Below are 19,818 nucleotides of genomic sequence, written 5' to 3' on the forward strand. Positions count from 1 at the left end.
AGATGCAGAGGCTATTTTTGTGCTTGCATTAATAATTTATGCATATGATAAAGAGTAATAGATTTGAACAAGCTAAAAATGATCCGTTAGAACACACAGGTTAAGGAGGATATTTAATGAATGAAACAGAAAAGATTTTGAAAGAGATCTATATAAAGCATGGAGCAGAAGTATTTATAGATAATATACGAATGAAGATTTTAATACGCTATAAGTTACACAATGAAGATACCAAAATGCTGCTATTAGCAATAGATCAAAATGTGGCAAAAAAGGTAATGAGCAATGTAAATGCAAAAGATGATTTTGTAGAAATTGATAATATAGTAGAAATGCTATGTAAGAGAGCAATGTGGCGAGAAGAGTGGGCATACAAAGTTGTGATGTATTTTGTGAACACCAAATTTTATACAAATGAAAAAATTATTGCGGAGCCTGTTAATGTGGCGGCAGAGGAAATAAAAATTTTGCCAAATATAGAATCAGAGTATGACAAAAAACTATTTTGCATAGTGGATGGGTGTTTGGTTAGGTATAAGGGAAATCAAAAAAATGTGATAATTCCAGAGGGAGTAACGAGTATTGGAGAGTTGGCATTTTACGAGTGTATCAACTTGACAGAAGTTAGATTGCCAAAAACATTAAAGGAAGTAACAGAGCGTGCATTTATAAATTGTATCAACTTAACTTGTGTAGTAATAGAAGATAGAGTAACGGCGATAGGAGATAGTGCGTTTGAGAATTGCGCAAAGCTGGTGGACATTAAAATTCCACAAGGTGTAACTTCTATAGGAAATAGAGCATTTTGTGATGCTAAGAGTTTAACTAATTTAGTGATTCCGGCAGGGGTAACAAGTATTGGTGAAGAAGCATTTAGGGGAGCGATAAGTATAACTAATTTGGAAATTCCGGCAGGGGTAACGCGCATTGGAGCTGCAGCGTTCGAAAAATGTACAAGTTTAGTGAATATTAAGCTCCCAGAGGGAGTGTTTTCTCTAGAAGATAGTATGTTTTCGGAGTGTACAAGTCTTAATAATTTAACAATTCCAAACGGTATCATTAGTATAGGTGAGGCGGCATTTGAGGGATGTACAAATTTGATTTATATGGATTTTCCTGAGGGAGTGGCATCGATTGGCAATTTTGCTTTCGCAGGATGTACAAGTTTGGTAACTGCAGTTTTGCCAAAGAGCGTAATGAAGATAGGTGAATCGCTTTTTGAGGGGTGTGTAAACTTGAGAGATGTGGAATTGCCTGCGGGGATAACTAGCATTGGCAAATACACTTTTGCTAGATGTGAGAAATTGACTAGTGTAGAAATTCCAGAGGGAGTAATCAGTATTGGCAAGTGGGCATTCGGAAAGTGTAGTACCATAACAAATATAGAAATTGCTCATGGTGTAGTAAAGATAGGAAGCAATGCGTTTGAAGGGTGCAATAAATTGGTAAGCATCATTATACCATCGACTTTGAAATATATCGGAGAGAGCGCTGTACATTTAACTCGAACTCAGGTAATTACTCGCAATCATGTTTGGTGGCCGTTGTTAACGGGATATGTCGAAAATTTTTAATTGCATTTGTTCTAGTTTTTATTATAATATTATTGTATAATAAAATGTATTTGTTTATTGTTTGTTATAAAAAAAGGAGGAAGATTAAATGAGAGATATATCTTTAAAATCGACAAAAAAGCAATTGATGGAGGAAGTGATAAGGCTTCGTAAAACTATAGAAAATACTGACCCAACAATGGCACAAGTTCATGAGAAAAAAATAAAGAAGACTCGATTAGAAAGTGCGCAATCTTTAATTGATATGAATATTATAAATCCAGAAATAGTAAAGCAATTTGATGATTTAAAGTTTGCTATAGAAGAGGCAAAGAACAAACTGGCTGCTATGTGTGAAGTAGAAAATGTATTAATAGAAGCCGAAACAGTGATAATAGCAAGAGATAACCTGATTGCTGCACGAGAAAAAGAAGAGATCAAAAAATTAGAGGATCTTAAGGTGGCAATTGATCAATTATCTATGCAAAGAGAACTTAAATTAACAAGGCTAGAAGAGGAGTACATAGAAAGGAAAGAGCAGTTGGAAAAAGAGCGCAAACATGATATTCAGGAGTTTGCATATGAGTTATCTCGCAAGCGCAAGTTGGAAAGTGATGCTTGGGCAGATGAGCAAACATTGCGTGAGAAGGCTTTTGTAGCAAAGAAAGTTGAATTTGAAGAGCGTGAAAACAAGATTGCGGCGAAGGAGGCAGAGTTTGCGGAGCTGGTTGCAAAGGTGGAAGGGATAGATGCGTTGATAAAAGCCGCAAAAAAGGAAGCGCAAGAAGCCGCAATAGTCAAATTTGATAAAGAAAAATTGGTAGAAATAGACTCTATTAAAAAAAATGCTGATTGGGAAGTAAAAGTCGCTTTTCTTGAAAGGACGCAAGCTGTTGAAGATCTCAATAAAGCAAATGCTAAAATAAAGATTTTGGAAGCAAAGTTAGAATCAGCATATAAATCGATGAGCGATTTGGCGGCAACAACGGTACAGTCTGCAGGTGCGATAAAAGTGTTAGATGTAGCCGGAAATAAAAACGAAAAATAAGATTGTATTGGAGGTGTGCCGGTTTGTTGCGCACCCCTTTTTTATGGTCGTGAAAATTTCCAACAAATGGTATTGTTGCTAATCTCAAAGCTGACGATAGCATCAAATTTGGTGCCCTTAGACGTTTTAAAGTCATTGATGCGTACGGAGCCGTCTTTTAATAGCTTTTTTACCGCAGTTTTTGTAAGTATTTTATTATATTTCTTGAAAGTTTCGTCTTGCTGCCATAAAACAAATTTACATCCATTTTTGAAGCCTAGACATCCATAGCCTTTAGTACCCTGAATAACAGACGATTGGCACAAGGGGCAAAGGCCAAGTTCTTCTCGTTTTACAGTTGTGGTGAGAGGCTTAGGGTTGGTTGCTATACTAGACTCTGCGCATAGCTTAGCTATTGTATCTGCAGATAACGAGGGACCGGTCTTGATATTTTCAACTGAGGAGCGTACAAAAATTTTTATGTGCTCTAAAAAATTGTCATGAGAAGCTAGTCCTTTTTCTATGTCTGTAAGAGTTTTTTCAAGTCGGCCAGTATACTCTAGATCCATAAGTTCTTTTACAGGTAACGTTTCGATAAGCGCTCTGCCTTTTACAGTAGTTTGCAATTTCTTATTTTGTATAGAAATATACGAGGTACTACAGAGTCTGCTAATAATATCCGCACGTGTCGCAGGAGTGCCGATGGTGTATCCTTTTAGAATGTCGTCAGAGTTTTCGATATCTTTTTTGCCACAAGTTTCCATAGCGCGAAGAAGTGTTTTTTCGGTGTGATGTTTTGGAGGCTTGGTTTTTTTTGTTGCAACAGTGGCATCTAGCACAACGCCTTTCTCGTCTACAGTAATCATTGGCAAAATGGTTTCTTTTGGTGGACATTCGTCGACTTTCTTAAATCCCAAAACTTTTTGTACACGACTTTTAGCAATAAATACACCGTCGGGAGCTGCATCTGCAGTAATTGTAAGAGTAGTTTCATCATGCTCCGCGATGGGCATAAACTGCATGATAAATCGATCAACTATGGCGGTATATACAATATAGTCAAGAACAGGTAGCGTGATCGGAATCTTATATGTTGGGATAATGGCACTGTGGCTATTGACTTGACTGCTATTGAATACGCGAGAATACTTCTTAAATACAATTTCGTCTTCGTATGGGCGGCCTTTTTTGACAACCTGTAGAACTTTTTTTGCTTTAAAAACTAGTGATTCATCCAGAAAAGAACTTGCGGTACGAGGATATGTGATATATTTATTTTCATAAAGCTGCTGTGCGATAGATAAAACTTTGTCAGAAGTGAACTCTTTGTACTGATTCGTAAGATATCCTTGAAGTGCGCTAAGATTAAATAGTAGAGGTGGATATTCTTTTTTCGATTTAACTTCTTTGTTCGAAAGAACAGCATCCTGGCCTTTGACAACTTTGGCAATAGCATCGAGTTTTTCGCGTGTGTTAAATTTATTAATATATTTCTCGTCTTTTGCATCTGCTGTAGTTTCTGCATCTGCAGGCTTTGTTTCGGAGTATGTGGCGATTAAGTCCTTGCCATTAAAGTCAAAGTTACACTTAAGTTTGTGATACTCTGAGGAAATATGCTTTTCGATCTCTATATCTCTGTCGTATACCAATTTTAGTGTAGGCAATAAAACTCTACCTATATTATATACCTGCGAAAACTCGTGGCTATACTTGAGTGTGGCAACGGAGGTGAGGTTTATCCCTATAAGCCAATCTGCATGCATTCGAGCAACACCGGCATTTCTAAGTGATAGTAACTGCTCGTTGGGAATAGGGTTTTTAAGCGCTTTTAATACTTCTTTTTCAGTCCACTCATTAAGCAGAATTCGATACACAGGTTTATTAACCTTTAGTTGCTCTAATATGAGATCGCCTATAATTTGCCCTTCTCTATCATAGTCACAAGCAGAAATGACGTTTTCGGTGCCATTGTCTTCGATGATCGAGGCGATCAGGTCCAATTGGTTGGCTGCACGTGAATCAGGTTGCTGTTTAGTTTTGTTGCGACGATCAGTTTTCACTTTGTATTTAAACGTATCAGGAATAAATGGAAAATACTCCATTTTCCATTTCGACATCTTGCTATCGTATTCTTTGCTATCCCAAAGCTCTAAAAGATGTCCAAATGCCCAGGTAACGCAATAATCATTTCCTTCATAAAAACCATCGTGTTGGATGGTCAACTTTAATGCCTCTGCGATATTTCGAGCAACAGAAGGTTTCTCGGCTATAATAAGATCCATAAAATTTTAAATCTCCAATCTTTCGTTTACTAAATTATCGATCATTATAGACTATGCCAATGCCCTTGGCAAGGGGTGAAATCAAGTTTTTGCTATTTTAGGAAAATTTTGAAAAAAAACTAGACAAGCTTCCAAAAAAAGGATATAATGGAACTGGAAAATATACGGTAATATATGCGTTATAATTCTATATACAGACATCGATAAAAAGTTAAAAGGAGATTACAATATGAGAAAAAAATTTGGTGCACTACTAATGGGTACGATGTTATTACAACAGTTGGCGCTACCTACAGTACATGCAATAGAAAAAGAAGAAATTACATATGATGATATACATATTTTAGAGGAGATCTTTGAGGCAGAAGAACTATTTCCGGAGGAAGCAATATCTTTTGATTTCGATACCGCTATATTTGATATGACGGAGGTCGATGACGACATAGCGGCTGCATGGGCGGAAATAAAATCTACAGAATCGGAGTTTTTGGATGACGCGGAGTTATCGGATCCCGATGCTCTCGATTCTGTAGATGTACTTTCTATTGCCTCCGAAGATTTGCCTTCTACTACTTCTATGCAGAATAGCGACAAGCTGGCTACGACACAACTTTTTGAGATGGAAGCTGAGATTCCTGACCCTGCTCCAATCGCTTCATCTTTAGCTGCATTGCCATCGAAAGAGCTGACGCCTCAGGTGCCGTCTCTCAAGGAAGTTGAAGCCAATAAAGCTGCTCTCTCGGCTCTTACGACTACTATTACGTCTGCTGAAACTTTAATTGCTACGACTTTTGTTGCACCCAATGGCGATAAGTATTATGAGCATGAGATGTGGATCAATACTGCAGAAAACATGCTTCTCGCGGATGCCATTGCGGATGCCAAAGAAGTTGTACGCGTTGGGTATGCTCCAGATTATACTCAGGCCTCTGCTTTTCTTAATGCTGCCATCAACAGATTTTCTGCGGCCAAACAGCCTGGAGCCATAACTGATGAGCTCGTATCTCTAACTGCCCTTCTCACTGATGCGTGGACGATGCTAAATTCTGCTATAGTTGGTGCTGATGCCTATAAGAATGAAAACACTGTCTCCGTTGAAGCGGCGGCTGAGTTGGAACAGACTATTTTGATGATCGAAGAAGCTGTGACGCAATTAGTTGCGGATGCCGATGAAATCTCAAAACTTGAAACAGCAATAGAGACTTTTATAGCTGCAGTAGAAACTGGAACCCAAAAAATGGATAATACTGCATTAGCGAAGACTATTGCGCAGACTAGCATCAATGCGATTGCGATGGTAAGAGATGGGAATGAAATCGAAAACCTGCTAGACATATTGATAAAGGCAAGAGAGTCTCTTACCGCAACTTCGCAGGTTCAGGAAAAGATAGTATCCAGTTTAGAAGATGCCTCGACAGTCGCCGATGATGAACATATTACTGCAAATAAAAAAGAATTAATCAAAGCATTAACGAGAGCTGGAGAAGCGATTGCGGGAGCGGCAGATGATCTCAATGGTGCGTATACATATGAAGTATATAGTATGAGAACAGCTCCGCAACAAACACTGGCAAGAATTACTGAGCGTGCGTACGAAGATCTAACAATACGCGAGATCACATTGGCCATTGCAGAATTAGAAGCTGTCGGACAATCGGCATCGCAACTCGGGTCCGTAATTCCAAACCGCGCCGAGCTAATGAGACTAATAGAGATAGCATCAAAATATATGGATAACGCAACGCTTATTGTGTTAAGTAGAACGACCGAGTACGTACCGTTTATAAAAGAAGCTTATGCATATGCGCAAACGGTAGTGTCATCAGCCGATGCCGAACTGGAAGAAATTGCGGTGGCAGCAAATGAGTTGATGGTAGCAATAGAAATATTGGAGAACGAGGTCGATAGCATAGATGGGGATCTGGAAGAGCTAGTAGAAATAGCAAATGCCGAGCTGGCAGCAGTGGCTATAACAGACGACCCGCTACAAGTTGACAGTGTCTGGGTACCCGAAGTATACGCAAATATTTTGAATAATGCTATAATGCAGTCCACTCGCTATATAAACGATGTATTAAATGTCGAAGTGTACGGATATCAATGGGAAACAAAAGCTGTCAAAGAGAAAACCTCTGAGATGGAAGATCTGCTAACTATGGCAATAAAAATCTTCAGAGCATCAAAGAGAGCGTCAGTAGTGGCGACAGATGCGGATATAAACGAAATGCAAATGATATTAAATACAATTCCAACATATATAGTATCAGAAGATGGAACCGATGTGCCTACAACGCTGGAATGGGTTTCGACCGATGTGCATGCCGCTTTAACAAGAGCGATCTTAGATGCGCAGAATATAGCACCGACTCGATATGAAGTTGCGGCAACGATTACTAATTTAATTTTAGCGCACGAAAAATGTGAAGCAACGAAATCTCCAGGAAAAATGGCGATCGATAGCAAGGCACTACAAACGCTAATGACAAATATCTCGGCAGATATAGTGGCGACGGCTGTATCTGTAGACGGAACAGACATCCCGATTACAGGCAAATGGGTAAAGCAATCAGATTATGATGCAATAAAGGAGGCGCTTGCAAATACAGCGGTAGCAGAAACGGCAATGGAAGAAATTGCCAACATTGCTAAAATAGCATATGAGATAACCAAATTAACGAAAGCGACAACGGCCTTTGATGCGGCAAAGCAACTTGGAACATGGGTCGCAACGAAGTCTGATCTGGATACAGCGATAACAGAAGCCGAGACCAATCTAACAGCAACATCTGAAAGTGAGGATGGTTTTGATGTGACGAAAGATAAGATGTGGGTAACAACAGAAGTGAGTGGTGCTTATACTACTACAATAGAAGATGCCAAAGCGACAGCATCTACAATAGCGGAAACATCGAAAGTTGAGATAAGTGATGCGATAGTAAAATTAATGACAGCAACTAAAATATTTGACGCAGCGAAACAGCCGGGAGCTCGGGAAGTAACAGCAGAAGATCTAGCAGAGCTGGTGGAAGAAGCGAATGAGAAGTATATAATGACGGCAGTAAGTCTGGACGGGACAGAAATATCGGCAGAGAAGTATTGGGCATCCGAAGCGGCAAAAGCAGAGCTGAAACTAGCAATAGAAAGAGCGGAAGCGTATGTGGGGGATAAAATGGTTGTGGAGTATAATATGTTGACGGAAGCAATTGCAGAATTTGACACAGTGAAGAAAAAAGGAGTAGCATCAAAAGAGATCTTGCTGGAAGAGATTGGAGAAGCGAGAGCAAATGTTAATATGACGAAAGAGAGCGCGAATGGGGAAGACGTGGCAACGGATAAGTATTGGACAACGGCAGCGATTCGGGGAATGCTAAATACAGCAATAGCGAGCGCAGAAACAGCAGCTGAGGCAGAGAATGCGGGGCCAGATTATATAGCGGAATCAATAGTGAATATTAGGGCAGCCGTAGCAAATTTTGAAGCAAATAAGAAGGCGGGTACACTGGTTGTGGATAAAGCCTTGCTGGACGAATATATAGCCGTGGTGCTGGAAAACATTGAAAGCGTGAACGTGAGTACCGATGGATCGGATGTGAAAATCTACGAGCTGTGGGTGAGCGAAGCCGCTAAAGAAGCGCTTAATGAAGCAATTGTGGTAGCAGAAATCTTCTCTAAGTCGATTACGTCAATAACGGAGACCGACAAAATACTGGAGGCGCAGAAAGAACTATCCGCGGCTAACGATGTATTTAACGAAGCAAAAGCGGATGGGAAAGCTGCTGTCACAAAAGAAACGCTGGTCGAATTTATCGCCGAAATGGAAGCACTTGCGGATGAAATATGGGTGAGCGAGGATGGATCGGATGTAGCATCAGATAGTAAATGGGCGAATGAAGAAGTAATGTTAACATTTAACGTAGCAATAGTATATGCAGAAAATGAAGCGGACGAGCTGGCTGACGATGCAACAGCGGGAGAAGTCGTGGGGCATATTAATGTCCTGAAAGAGGCACGGGATGTATTTAAGGCAGAGCTAGAATATGGAAAAGCTGGGGTGACGAAAGAAACGCTGCAAAAACTAATAGATGTAGCGAAGGTAGCAGTAAATGAAATCCTAGTAAGCGTCGATGGGGGAGAAGTGCCTGTAGAAGAGAACTGGGTGACAGAAGAAGAACGTATGTCGCTAAATGTGGCAATAGCAGAGGCGCAAAAAGTGATAGATGAAGCTGGGGTAGAAGAGGAGGGGGTGTCAATAGCAATAGCTAATCTGAAAACAGCGCAGCGGGAATTTGATCTAGCAAAGAAGCCTGGGAGATATGTATTGGCATCAAAAACATTGTTTGCGCAAGAAATAGCAGTGACAAAACTGAAGCTGGAAACGACAGCGTTAGCGGCAAATGGGGAAGATGTGTTAACGACAGAGTACTATGTGAGCGCTTCATCTGCAGAACAGCTGCGTGATACACTAGACGAAGCGCTAGTGCTGTTGTATAAAGAAGGGGCATCAACAATAGAAGTGAATGCGATGCTAGCAAAACTAAGATCTGCTAATGAAGCGTTCGATGTGGCGAAACGGGGCGGGGAAAAGCTCCCCGATCTTGCTGCAGCGGAAGCTATAATGAGTAAAGCGGAATATGCGTTAGACGTGACAATTGAGGCAAGCGAGGCGCAAGAAGTGAAAGTGTTCGCAACATGGGCATCAGCTGTGGCGCATACTGTGTTGAATACAGCAATGCTAAAAGCGCAAGAAGATCTAGAGGATGAAGAGGCAGATGTGGCAGAAATAGCTACAGAACTGAATGAATCTCTGGCAACGTTTAACGCAAGTAAATCGTATGGGCTAAAAGCAGTGGGTGCGGTAGATCTGGCGCAGCTTATAGCAGATGTGAAGGCAAATCAAGTAGCAGTTAGTGTTGACGGGAGCGAAATTCTGAGAACGGAGAGATGGGTAAAGGAAGAAGTAGCCGAAATGCTGGGAGCGGAACTATCAGCTGCAGTGAATGTGGTGAATGCCGAAGATGCAGAAGATATAGAAGTGGCTAGTATAATGTTGTCAGCTGTGGCGCAAGTGTACTATGACTCTAGAGCATGGGGGACAGCAAAGCCTGGGGGTGAAGCGCTACTTGAAGTCGTTTCATCAGCAACGGCATATATGAACGCAACGAAAGAATCGAATTCTGGATCTGATATATATACGTATGAGAAATGGGTGACAGCTAGCGAAAAGAACGTGTTAAAAACAGCAATCTCTGTGGCTACGGAGGTGCTGGAAGACGTTAGCTCAACAGCGGAGGACCTTGCTATTGCGGCAGCAGACCTGACGGAGGCACTAAATAAATTTAAAGTGGCAGCTGAATACGGGAAAAAAATGGTGGATGAGTTGACATTGGCGCAAATGATAGAAGACGTGAACGTTAATATGAATGCTACCATCGAAGCTGTTAATGGGGCAACGACATATGTGTACCAAAACTGGGCAACACCTGCAGCAAAAGCAAGCCTGGAAAATGTGATAGAGGCGGCATATGAGGTGGTATCGGCTGATAGCATAGCTGAGGCATGTGATGTGGCTGATAAAGTAGCATGGGCAGCTAGAAAGGCAGGTGATGTGGCTGATAGGGAGGCATTGACAGCGGGAGTAGATGAGGCATATAATGTAGCTGATAATATGGCATGGGCAGCTAGCGAGGAATATGATGTAGCTGATGAGGAGGCATGGGCAGCAAGTGAGGATATGATGTGGCTGATAATGTGGCATGTGCAGTTGGCTATGCAGGATATGATGTGGCTAATAATGTGGCATTGGCAGCGAATGAGGATGATGTGGCTGATGAAGTGCATGCAGTGAGTGATGTGGCTGATAAAGTGGCATGTGCAGCAGATGAGGAATGTGATGTGGCTGATAATGTGGTATGGGCAGCGAATGAGAGATATGATGCGGCTGATGAAGAGGCATGTGATGTGGCTGAGAAGAGGATATGGGCATGCAGAAGAGGCATGATGTGGCTGATAATGTGCATGGGCAGCTAGAGGCATATGATGTGGCTGATAAGAGGCATGGGCATGAGGTGATGTGGCTGATAATGTGGCATTGGCAGCGAGTGAGGCATGTGATGTGGCTGATAAGAGATGGGCAGCGAGAGGATGATGTGGCTGATAATGTGGCATGGGCAGCAGGCGAGAAATATGATGTGGCTGATAATGTAGCATGGGCAGCGAATGAGGCATGGGCAGCGAGTGAGGAAGATGCTGATAATATGGCATGGGCAGCAGGTGAGGAATATGTGGCTGATGAGGTAGCATGGGCAGCGAGTGAGGAATATGTGGCTGATGAGGTATGGGCAGCAGGTGAGGAATATGCTGATGAGGTAGCATGGGCAGCGAGTGAGGAATATGTGGCTGATGAGGTATGGGCAGCAGGTGAGGAATATGCTGATAATATGGCATGGGCAGCTAGGGAGGAATATGATGTGGCCCATAATGTGGCATTGGCAGCGAGTGAGGAATATGTGGCTGATGTGGCATGGGCAGCGAGTGAGGCATGGGCAGCTGATGTGGAATGGGCAGCAAGTGAGGCATATTATGATGTAGCTGATGAGGTAGCATGGGCAGCGGGCTATGAAAGACGTGAAAGCGAGGTATTGGCAGCGAGACGTGAGGAAGAGGAATGGGCAGCGAGACGTGCTAGAGAGGAATGGGCAGCGAGACGTGATGATGGGGCGATGGCAGAGGAGGAGCTGGCAGTGTACGCATCGTTTGTGGAGGATATAGCAGATGAGGAAGATGCATTTGCTATAATGGCAGGGAAATTGGCTATAGCGCAGATGGAATTTGAGGCTGGTAAAAATGCTGGGGAAAAGGAGGTGACAAAAGAATCGCTGTGGCAATATGCTACCGCAATAGAAATCGTGGTATCTGGAGTAGCAACTAGTAACGCAGGGGGGGATGTAAGAGTTGCGGAGAAGTATGCAACACCAGGGGCTGATGCTGCAATAAAAGGGGCGTTAGAGGATGTTGAAGTGATTGTGAATAATGCTAATGCAACGGCTGAGCAGCTGGAATATGCTGCAGCAAAATTGAGAATGGCGTATGATGGGTACATAGCATCTCTGGAATATGGAACAATGGAGGCGGACGAACTGTTTTTGGCGCAAGCGGCGTATGATGCGACAGTAAATATGAAGGCAACGTTGACGTCATCATCTGCGGAGGGATATTATACGTTCGAGCATATAGTTCCGGCGGCAGCGAAACTGAAGTTGAGTAATGTGATAGCCGAGGGGTTTGAAAGTATAGTGAGAGTAAGAAATGTGGCAGCAAGAAATACAAATATAGGAAATGCAACGCTTATGGCAGTAAAATTGGCGGGAGCAGTTAGATCGTTCGATATGCAAAAGAGTACGGGAGTTATGTTAGCAACGAAAGATATGCTGGGGGATGTATTGGCTAAAGCAACCCGTGAAATGGCAACAGCGCAGGTGGCAACGTCTGGGGCGGAAGTATATGCGTATGATAAGTGGGGGACAGCAGAGAATGTGGCTAAATTGCAAGAGGCCATAAATGCGGCAGCGGATGCATATGCTAACGAATCTATATCGGCAGAACTGCTGGGCAAAGCAACATCGGAGCTGGCAAACGCGCATCGGGAATTTGTAGAGTTGGAGAAATTTGGATATATGGAGGTTACGAAGCTGGCATTGGCGCAGTTGGTGATAGATGCTGAGGCTAATTTAGCTGCAACTGAAATATCTCGTGATGCTATGGGAGTTGCGGCATACAAAATGTGGGTGAGTTCTGAGGATGCTCAAGAATTTGAAGCTGGGATAGATGATGCGGAAAGCGATGTGAAAGCAAACGAAGACCGGCTGTATGTGAGTGCAATAAAATTGGCATTAGCAGAAATAGAATTTGATGGGAAAAAACGAGAGGGATTAGCCGAAGTAGGAGTGGAAGATCTGAAGGGGCTAATTGATGTGGCAGAAGCGGCGTATGAGGACGTGGAAGTATCTGTTGGCGGGGATGTGTATTCGTATGCTAAGTATGTGGCAACGGAAACGGCATCTAATCTGCTAAAGATAGCAATAGAAAACGCGAGCCTGGCGATAGAGAACGAAGGGATAACACCAGCTCAGGTAGCAAGTGTGGCGAAAGAGCTGCGAGAAGCATTGGATGTGTTTGTTGTAGCGCAGCAGTATGGGAAAAAAGAAGTGGGACGAGTGGAAATGTTGCAGCTGATAGGAAAGACTAAGGCAGAATTAGCTACTGTAGAGGAGGCAGCGAGTGGGGCAGAGGTAGCATCATATGAACGCTGGGCATTAGACGCGGAAATGAAAACATTGGAAAACGCGATAGTAGAGGCAGAAGGTAGAGCATTGGATTTTGAAGCTGATGAAATCGAAATAGATGCAACAATATTGCAGACAGCAAAGAGAGCATTCGACGCGCAGCTGGCATATGGGGAAGTATCGGGGACAAGAGAAGAACTCTCGGCTCTGGCCGCAACTGCAAGAATATTGGTGGGCGCGTATGATGTATGCTCTATGGCAGCAGAAGCAAAGCCGTTTGAGAGATGGGGGACGGAAGAGAATGAGAAGGTGTTGTTGGCAGCTATAGGAAAAGCCGAAGCTGGGGCAGAAAATGCTGGGGCATCGGAAGAGGCGATATCGGCAGAAGCGGTAATGTTAGCTAAAGCAGTGGAGAAGTTTTGCCAAGAGCTGGAATATGGGGCATCGGATATGGCATCAGCAAACGCAGGATTGGCTCAGCTGTTAATCAAGGCATCTGCAGATATAGAAACGGCGATAATAGCTGATGGGGCAGAAGACGTGTACGCGCATGACTTGTGGGCAACACCAGAGGCGGAAGCGGAAATGATGGCAGCAAGAAGTGTGGCGATGGAGCAGCTAGGAGATGTATTGAGAAGTGCTGGGGTGCTAGATGTGAAAGTAGGTGATGCGGATATAATGGCATTATCGGCAATGATAAATCTGGAATTGGCACGAAAGGAATTCGCTACGAGCCGTAATGTGGGAGGAAGAAATAATTCTGATGCATTTGTATTGCAGGAGTTGATAGACGAAACGAGGCCGATGGTAGATTCTGTGGTAGCGGCAGTAACGGGGGCGAATGTTAATGTGTATGATAAATGGATTAAGCAAGAAGATAAGAGCGAGCTACTGGGAGTCCTTGATATGGCACAGCGAGCACTAGATGATGGGGTAGCAACACCAGCGCAGCTATCTGAAGAAGCGATGAAAGTCCGAGTGGCGAGAGATGCATTTGTGGATGGGATAGAATATGGCGAAAAGAGGGTAGCAAAGACAGCATTGATGGAAATGATAGGAGATGTGGCAGCGGATGTGACGGCAACATATGTTAATGATGATGCAAAAGCTGTACCAGTATATGCCAAATACGTGGCTGTAGGTGATGTGGCCGAGAATATGGTATCGGCAGTGGAAATAGGGCGAGAAGGAATAGCTGCGGATGCGGAATATGATGCTATAGCCGTGATTGTAGAGCAAGCAACAGCAAACTTTGAAGCTGAGAAGAGAATGGGCGAGGCGGATGTGGAAAAGCTGGAGCTGAATATGCTGATAAATGAGGCAGAGATAGCATTGAGGAGAATGAAGGAATCTGCAAATGGGGCAGACGTGAATGTGTTTGAAAGATGGGTGAAAGCCGATGTGATAGAAATGGCAACAAATGCTATAGATGCAGCAAAAGCGGTGGTGGAAGAGGCGAGCATAAATGAGGCATCGATAGAACTGGCAAATGCTATAGGCGATCTTGTATTAGCTGCAGAATATGGGACATTGGAAATAACATCGGCAGCGTTAAAAGAGGCTGTTGCCTGGGTAGAGGGCGAAGCCGCTAAGACAGCAATTTCTGAGAATGGGGCAGAAGTGGCGACAACTCTTAAGTGGGCACAGCAAGCAGAGAGAAATGTATTGCAAATTTATATAGCAAAAGCTAGTAATGTTGCTAATGATGGTGGTGCAGCGGAAGGAGAGATGTGGGCAGCAGGAAAAGAAATGATGGCGGCATTGAATATTTTTGAATCTACGAGAGAGTATGGATTGTTGGAAATGGATTTGCAAGCGCTGTTGGAAGCACTAGAGGATGCGTATGACAATCTGGCATCGACAAAAGAGAGCGATAAAGATGGCGGGGACGTGTTTGCATATGAAAAATGGACAACGGCAGAAGTGAGAGCCGCATATGTAGCAGTTATAAGTGCAGCACAAGCGGTAGCAGACGATCCGTATGTGACTAAAATAGCAGTGGATGAAGCAATAGCTGATTTGGCTGCAGCTAAAGTGGTGTTTGAAGAGGCAAAAGCGTATGGAAAAATGGAGTTCGATAAGACAGAGTTGAAGCAAGCAATAGCCGCGGCGAGGGAGAATGTGGAGGCTACTTACATAGCTACTGTGGAAACTGCATCTAGCGTATATGTGACAGATTTATGGACTACAGCAGAGGTGCGGGAAACTTATATGAAGGCAATAGCAGACGCGCAAATGGTGGTAGATGAATATGCGGCATCGCCAGAGAAAATAGCAGAGGCAGTCAGTGAGCTTGCTGTTGCTACAGGCGTGTTTAATGGAGCGAAGCTGAATGGGACAAAAGAGATCGATAGGAGCGAGCTGGTGACGGCAATAGCGCTGGCATATGCAACAATAGCTGATACGAAAGTGAGCGAAGATGGGGCGGATATGTATGTTAGCGATAGATGGGTAACCCAAATTGTGGTAGATGTATTAGAGAGCGCGATTGAAAAGGCGGAAGAGGTGTTGAATGATCCGGGAGCAACGCAGCCGAAAGTTGTGGAGGAAGCTAAAGTGCTTAATGATGCTATTTTGGAATTTGAAACCGCAAAACAGCAAGGGGCACTAGCTCTGGATCCGGCTGAACTTGAAGTGACCTATGAAATAGCAGCGGAGGAGTTGAAGAAAACGAAAGTCGCGATAGATGGGGAAGAGGTTTTTAATTATGAGTACTGGGTGATAGAAGCCGAGAGGGATGCGCTGTTCTATGTGGCCGAAGACGCGAGATTGGTGTTATTGGCAGTGGAAGAGGCTGGTGGATCGGAGCTAAATGTGGCTACTGTAATGACCGAATTGCCGACCGAGTTGCCGACCGCGTTAACTATCGAAGCAACACAAGATGCTATTGTTGCAGCTAATACGAATCTGAAAGAAGCACTGGTGGTGTTTGCTAGGGCGAAAAAGAAAGGCGAGAAATTTGCAGATAAAGGAAGTCTTGTTGCAGCTATAGAGAGAGCGACCGTTAATATGGCATCGACGAGAGTGAGCGTGGACGGGCTGAATGTCTTCGAATATGAGCAGTGGGTGATAGCGGAAGAAATGCGGGCCTATGAGGGAGCTGTTGAGGCTGCAGAAAAGCTGTTAGCGTTAGTGGAGGCATCTGAAGCGGAGATAGCAGAAATGGTGGCGAGACTGGATGAGCAAGAAGCTATATTTAATGCGGCTAAAGCGTATGGGAAAGCTCCAAATGATACGGAAGCGCTGGAATCGGCAATAGAGGCGGCGCAGGCGAATGTGGACGCTACGGCGGTGAGCGTTGATGGAGGAGAGGTGTATACTTATGCAAAATGGGTGGTGCAGGCTGATATGGATAAAATGGTATCGGCTATTGCATCGGCTAAAGCAGTAGCGGAGGATAGCACGTCTGAGCCAGCTGATATTACAGCAGCGATAGAAGCATTGGTAGCAGCTGAGGGCGAATTTAATAAAGTTAAAAAGTTTGGATTGAAGGTTACGGATAAAGCAACATTGGCAGAAGCAATATTGGAAGCTCGTGAGTTATTTGATAGCACGTTTGTGAGCGTAGACGGATCTGATATTGGCTCCGATAGCAGATGGGCAACGAAAGCCGAGAGAGACGTGTTGCTGAAAGCCATTACATCTGCAACAGCTGTGGAGAAGAATTCAAGTGCAACGATTGAAGAGATCGCGGGGGCAACTGATGCAATTAATGCTGCCAGTGCTGTATATGAGGATGCTTTGCGGTATGGGCTTAATGTGATAGATAAAGCAGCACTAGAATCTGCTTTAAACCGAGCATTGGGAGCAAAAAAGGATGTAATAGTTAGTGCGGATGGGATGGACGTAGCTGTAGAGGAGGTATGGGTAACGGAGAAAGCTATGAGCGAATTCGAAGTTGCTATTTTAGTGGCAGAGGAAGCCAAAGCCGATGGGGAGCTAACTCAAGATGAGGTTGATGTTGCAGTGGCGAAATTGGAAGCTGCTATAGAGGCTTTTGAGGTAGCAAAGAGGAATGGGCTATATTCTGAGGATAGCGTCTGGGTGTCTGTTCCTGGCGTCGCGAATGGGAAGCTACGAGTTACGTTTGATGGCACTATTGCAGAAGCCGAGCCGGGGGTTACCGTGGCTCATATTCCAGCTTCGGTATCTGTTGAGGGGAGCGTTACTCCGATAGTGGCGGTAGCAGAAGGCGCATTTTCTGAATGTGAAGGCTTGGCTGAAGTGGTTATATTAGCCAATGTTGCAATTGAGAAGAAGGCTTTTGCGGGATGCGGGGTGCTGGATAGTGTAGCGATTCCGTATGCATCTGAGCTTGGATCGGAGGTTTTTGCTCATACGGCTATATCGGCGATTAATGTCGCGGCTCAAGCTATGGCTGCCGATGCTTTTGCTGATGCTGCCAATTTGGAGGTGATAAATTATGAAGGATCCGAAGCGGCCTGGGATGACCTGGATGTTGCAACGGCAGCGAAGGTGGCTTTTAATGCAGCTAGTAGAGCCGCTATTGCAGGAGCATATGTTAACCGCGATCGCCTGGAAACTAATGTGGCGGTTAGCGAGGATGACGGCGGAGACGTTTCTGTGGGAGCCAAATGGGTTACGGTAGCCGAGATGACAGCATACACCGACGCTGTTGCTATATTGCGAGAAGCGCTATTCGCTCCCGGACCTTCTACCGCGGCTCAAGTAGATTCGGCAGTTGCGACTTTTGTAGCTGCAGAAAATACATTTAAGGCGTGTATTAAAATTAAAACGGCTGAGGAAGATGATTTGCTGGAGGAATTGTTAGATGATTTGCTGAATGATATAGATAACGCGTTAAACAACCTTAGAAGCGTCAAAATTAGTAGCAACGGAAAAGATGTTGCTAAGAGCCAGCGTTGGGTCACAGAACGCGTATATGACGCATTTAGTGCAGCTATAGACGATGCAGAAGAAATAGCCGACGATGTGGACGACGAAAATAGCAGCGAAGAGGATATCGACGAAGCTATCGAAACACTCGAAAATGCTATTGACGCTCTTAAAGAGGCAAATTACGACTTTAATAGAAGTAAGAAATACGGCTCCAAGCCTTCTTCAAGCGGGGGCAGTAGCGGAGGTAGTAGCGGAGGAAGTAGCGGTGGTAGTAGTGGTGGCAGTAGTGGAGGAAGTAGCGGAGGAAGTAGTGGCGGGAGTAGCGGCGGAAGTAGCGGCGTTAGCGGCGGAGGTAGCGGCGTTAGCGGCGGAGGTAGCAGTGATACTTCTCTTCCTGGTGCAGATTATTATGATGATATCGATATTGACATCCCGCGTACTGTTAACGGCATCACCAGTATTTATATTACAGTTTCCACAAATGCCCATAATATTGCTAGCAATTATATTGACTATGCTACGGTTGAGTCTGTTGTCGACGATTTGATCGCTGAATCCGCTCGGCTAGATACGGCGCCTAGATTGGTTATAGAAGTCGATGCGCCTAATGCTAATGCTGTATATGTTAAATTGGATTCGGCATCGTTAGCAGATCTGCTCGCTGTAAATAATTCTTCGCTGGCGTTGATTACGCAATTTGCAGATGGAGCGATAGATCGCGACCTACTAGGGGAGCTGATTTCGCCTGCTGAGGATATAACTTTCAGCTTCGCTAATGCGAATGGAGCATCTATTAATGTGGCACAAGCTGCTGCAATCGATGATCTAAAAGATGTGATTGATGTGGGGATCTGGATTGGCGACGAACCTCTCACAAGGTTAGCAAATGATATCGGGATTACTTATAGTGCAGCTGCCAACGCAGATTCAATTATATTTGTGGATGAGCACGGGCGCCGTTCTAGAAAGAGCATCGCGACGCAAGATGCTACTCAAATAACTTTTAAAACCAAGGACCTTTCGCTGTTTGGAGTTTATTCTATAGCTGCACCAGAATTCGCATTACCGTATACTGATGTTGTTGATGGTAGCTGGTATTACGACTCTGTTGCGTCTATGTATCAGCGGGGCATTATGGTTGGGGTGACGCGCGCTTCGTTTGAGCCGTTTACTAAGGCGACCCGGGCCCAGATTGCGGCGATTATATACAGGCTTGCGCATCATGCGCAGACCCCTTCTGTGGCGGGGGGGGGGGGGGGGGGGGGGGGGGGGGGGGGGGGGGGGGGGGGGGGGGGGGATGTTGGGGGTGAACGGCGCGCTTCGTTTGAGCCGTTTACTAAGGCGACTCGGGCCCAGATTGCGGCGATTATATACAGGCTTGCGCATCATGCGCAGACCCCTTCTGTGGCGACTACTGTTGTGGATATCCCTGCCAATTCCTGGCATGCCGTTTCTTCTAATTGGGCTGTTAGCAACAACCTGTTTTATATTACGGATAAGCAGTTTTATCCAGATGAGGCTATTACTCGGGAAGCGCTAGTTACGGCGTATTATATTTATGCGAAGTCTCTTGGGCAGACGAGCTCAAGCCAAAGTTTAATGGCATTTGTGGATGCCTCAGATTTATCGTTTTGGGCTATTGACGCTATGAGATGGGCTATAGGGGTCGGTTTGATTGCCGGAACCAGCGATACTACTCTTTCTCCTTTGGGTATTGCGAGCCGCGCTGAAGTGGCGGCAATAACAGATAGATTCCTGGCTATTTATCCGCATTAATTTGACGTCGCATCGGGGTGAATAAACTCCGATGCGGC

General features: G+C 44.3%; 6 protein-coding genes. 5 read left to right on the forward strand and 1 reads right to left on the reverse strand.

The window, feature by feature from the left end:
* Positions 1 to 116: 116 nt before the first annotated feature.
* Both PCY70_RS01515 and PCY70_RS01520 read left to right on the forward strand, forming a co-directional pair.
* The gene (locus tag PCY70_RS01515) at positions 117 to 1,574 is read left to right on the forward strand and encodes a leucine-rich repeat domain-containing protein (protein ID WP_305768174.1); all 1,458 of its coding nucleotides are present in this window, start codon (positions 117 to 119) and stop codon (positions 1,572 to 1,574) included.
* Between the two features lie 88 nt (positions 1,575 to 1,662).
* Positions 1,663 to 2,601: a hypothetical protein gene (locus PCY70_RS01520; protein ID WP_305768175.1), complete on the forward strand. Its 939-nt coding sequence runs from the start codon at positions 1,663 to 1,665 to the stop codon at positions 2,599 to 2,601.
* Between the two features lie 41 nt (positions 2,602 to 2,642).
* Here the strand turns inward: PCY70_RS01520 and PCY70_RS01525 are convergent, their stop codons facing one another.
* Positions 2,643 to 4,862 carry a type IA DNA topoisomerase gene (locus PCY70_RS01525; RefSeq protein WP_305768176.1) on the reverse strand — a complete coding sequence of 740 codons (2,220 nt, stop codon included), beginning with the start codon at positions 4,860 to 4,862 and terminating at the stop codon, positions 2,643 to 2,645.
* A 229-nt stretch (positions 4,863 to 5,091) separates the two neighbouring features.
* Between PCY70_RS01525 and PCY70_RS01530 the strand changes: the two genes are divergently transcribed.
* The 3 genes from PCY70_RS01530 to PCY70_RS01540 are packed head-to-tail and all read left to right on the forward strand — an operon-like array spanning position 5,092 to position 19,780.
* The gene (locus tag PCY70_RS01530; RefSeq protein WP_305768177.1) at positions 5,092 to 10,707 is read left to right on the forward strand and encodes a hypothetical protein; all 5,616 of its coding nucleotides are present in this window, start codon (positions 5,092 to 5,094) and stop codon (positions 10,705 to 10,707) included.
* On the forward strand, positions 10,644 to 10,889 hold the full coding sequence (locus PCY70_RS01535) for a hypothetical protein (RefSeq protein WP_305768178.1): 246 nt from the start codon (positions 10,644 to 10,646) through the stop codon (positions 10,887 to 10,889). The genes PCY70_RS01530 and PCY70_RS01535 overlap by 64 nt, the downstream gene beginning before the upstream one ends.
* Positions 10,862 to 19,780, forward strand: coding sequence for an S-layer homology domain-containing protein (locus PCY70_RS01540; RefSeq protein WP_305768179.1), 8,919 nt, complete (start codon positions 10,862 to 10,864; stop codon positions 19,778 to 19,780). The genes PCY70_RS01535 and PCY70_RS01540 overlap by 28 nt, the downstream gene beginning before the upstream one ends.
* Positions 19,781 to 19,818 lie beyond the last annotated feature (38 nt).

Origin of the sequence: Candidatus Epulonipiscium viviparus (genome assembly GCF_030708075.1) — a bacterium.
Classification (GTDB): Bacteria; Bacillota; Clostridia; order Lachnospirales; family Cellulosilyticaceae; genus Epulonipiscioides; species Epulonipiscioides viviparus.

What these genes read in the sequence shown, in the direction of transcription:
- PCY70_RS01515 (WP_305768174.1), top strand. Translation starts at nt 117, where the DNA reads ATGAATGAAACAGAAAAGATTTTGAAAGAGATCTATATAAAGCATGGA.
- PCY70_RS01520 (WP_305768175.1), top strand. Translation starts at nt 1,663, where the DNA reads ATGAGAGATATATCTTTAAAATCGACAAAAAAGCAATTGATGGAGGAA.
- PCY70_RS01525 (WP_305768176.1), bottom strand. Translation starts at nt 4,862, where the DNA reads ATGGATCTTATTATAGCCGAGAAACCTTCTGTTGCTCGAAATATCGCA.
- PCY70_RS01530 (WP_305768177.1), top strand. Translation starts at nt 5,092, where the DNA reads ATGAGAAAAAAATTTGGTGCACTACTAATGGGTACGATGTTATTACAA.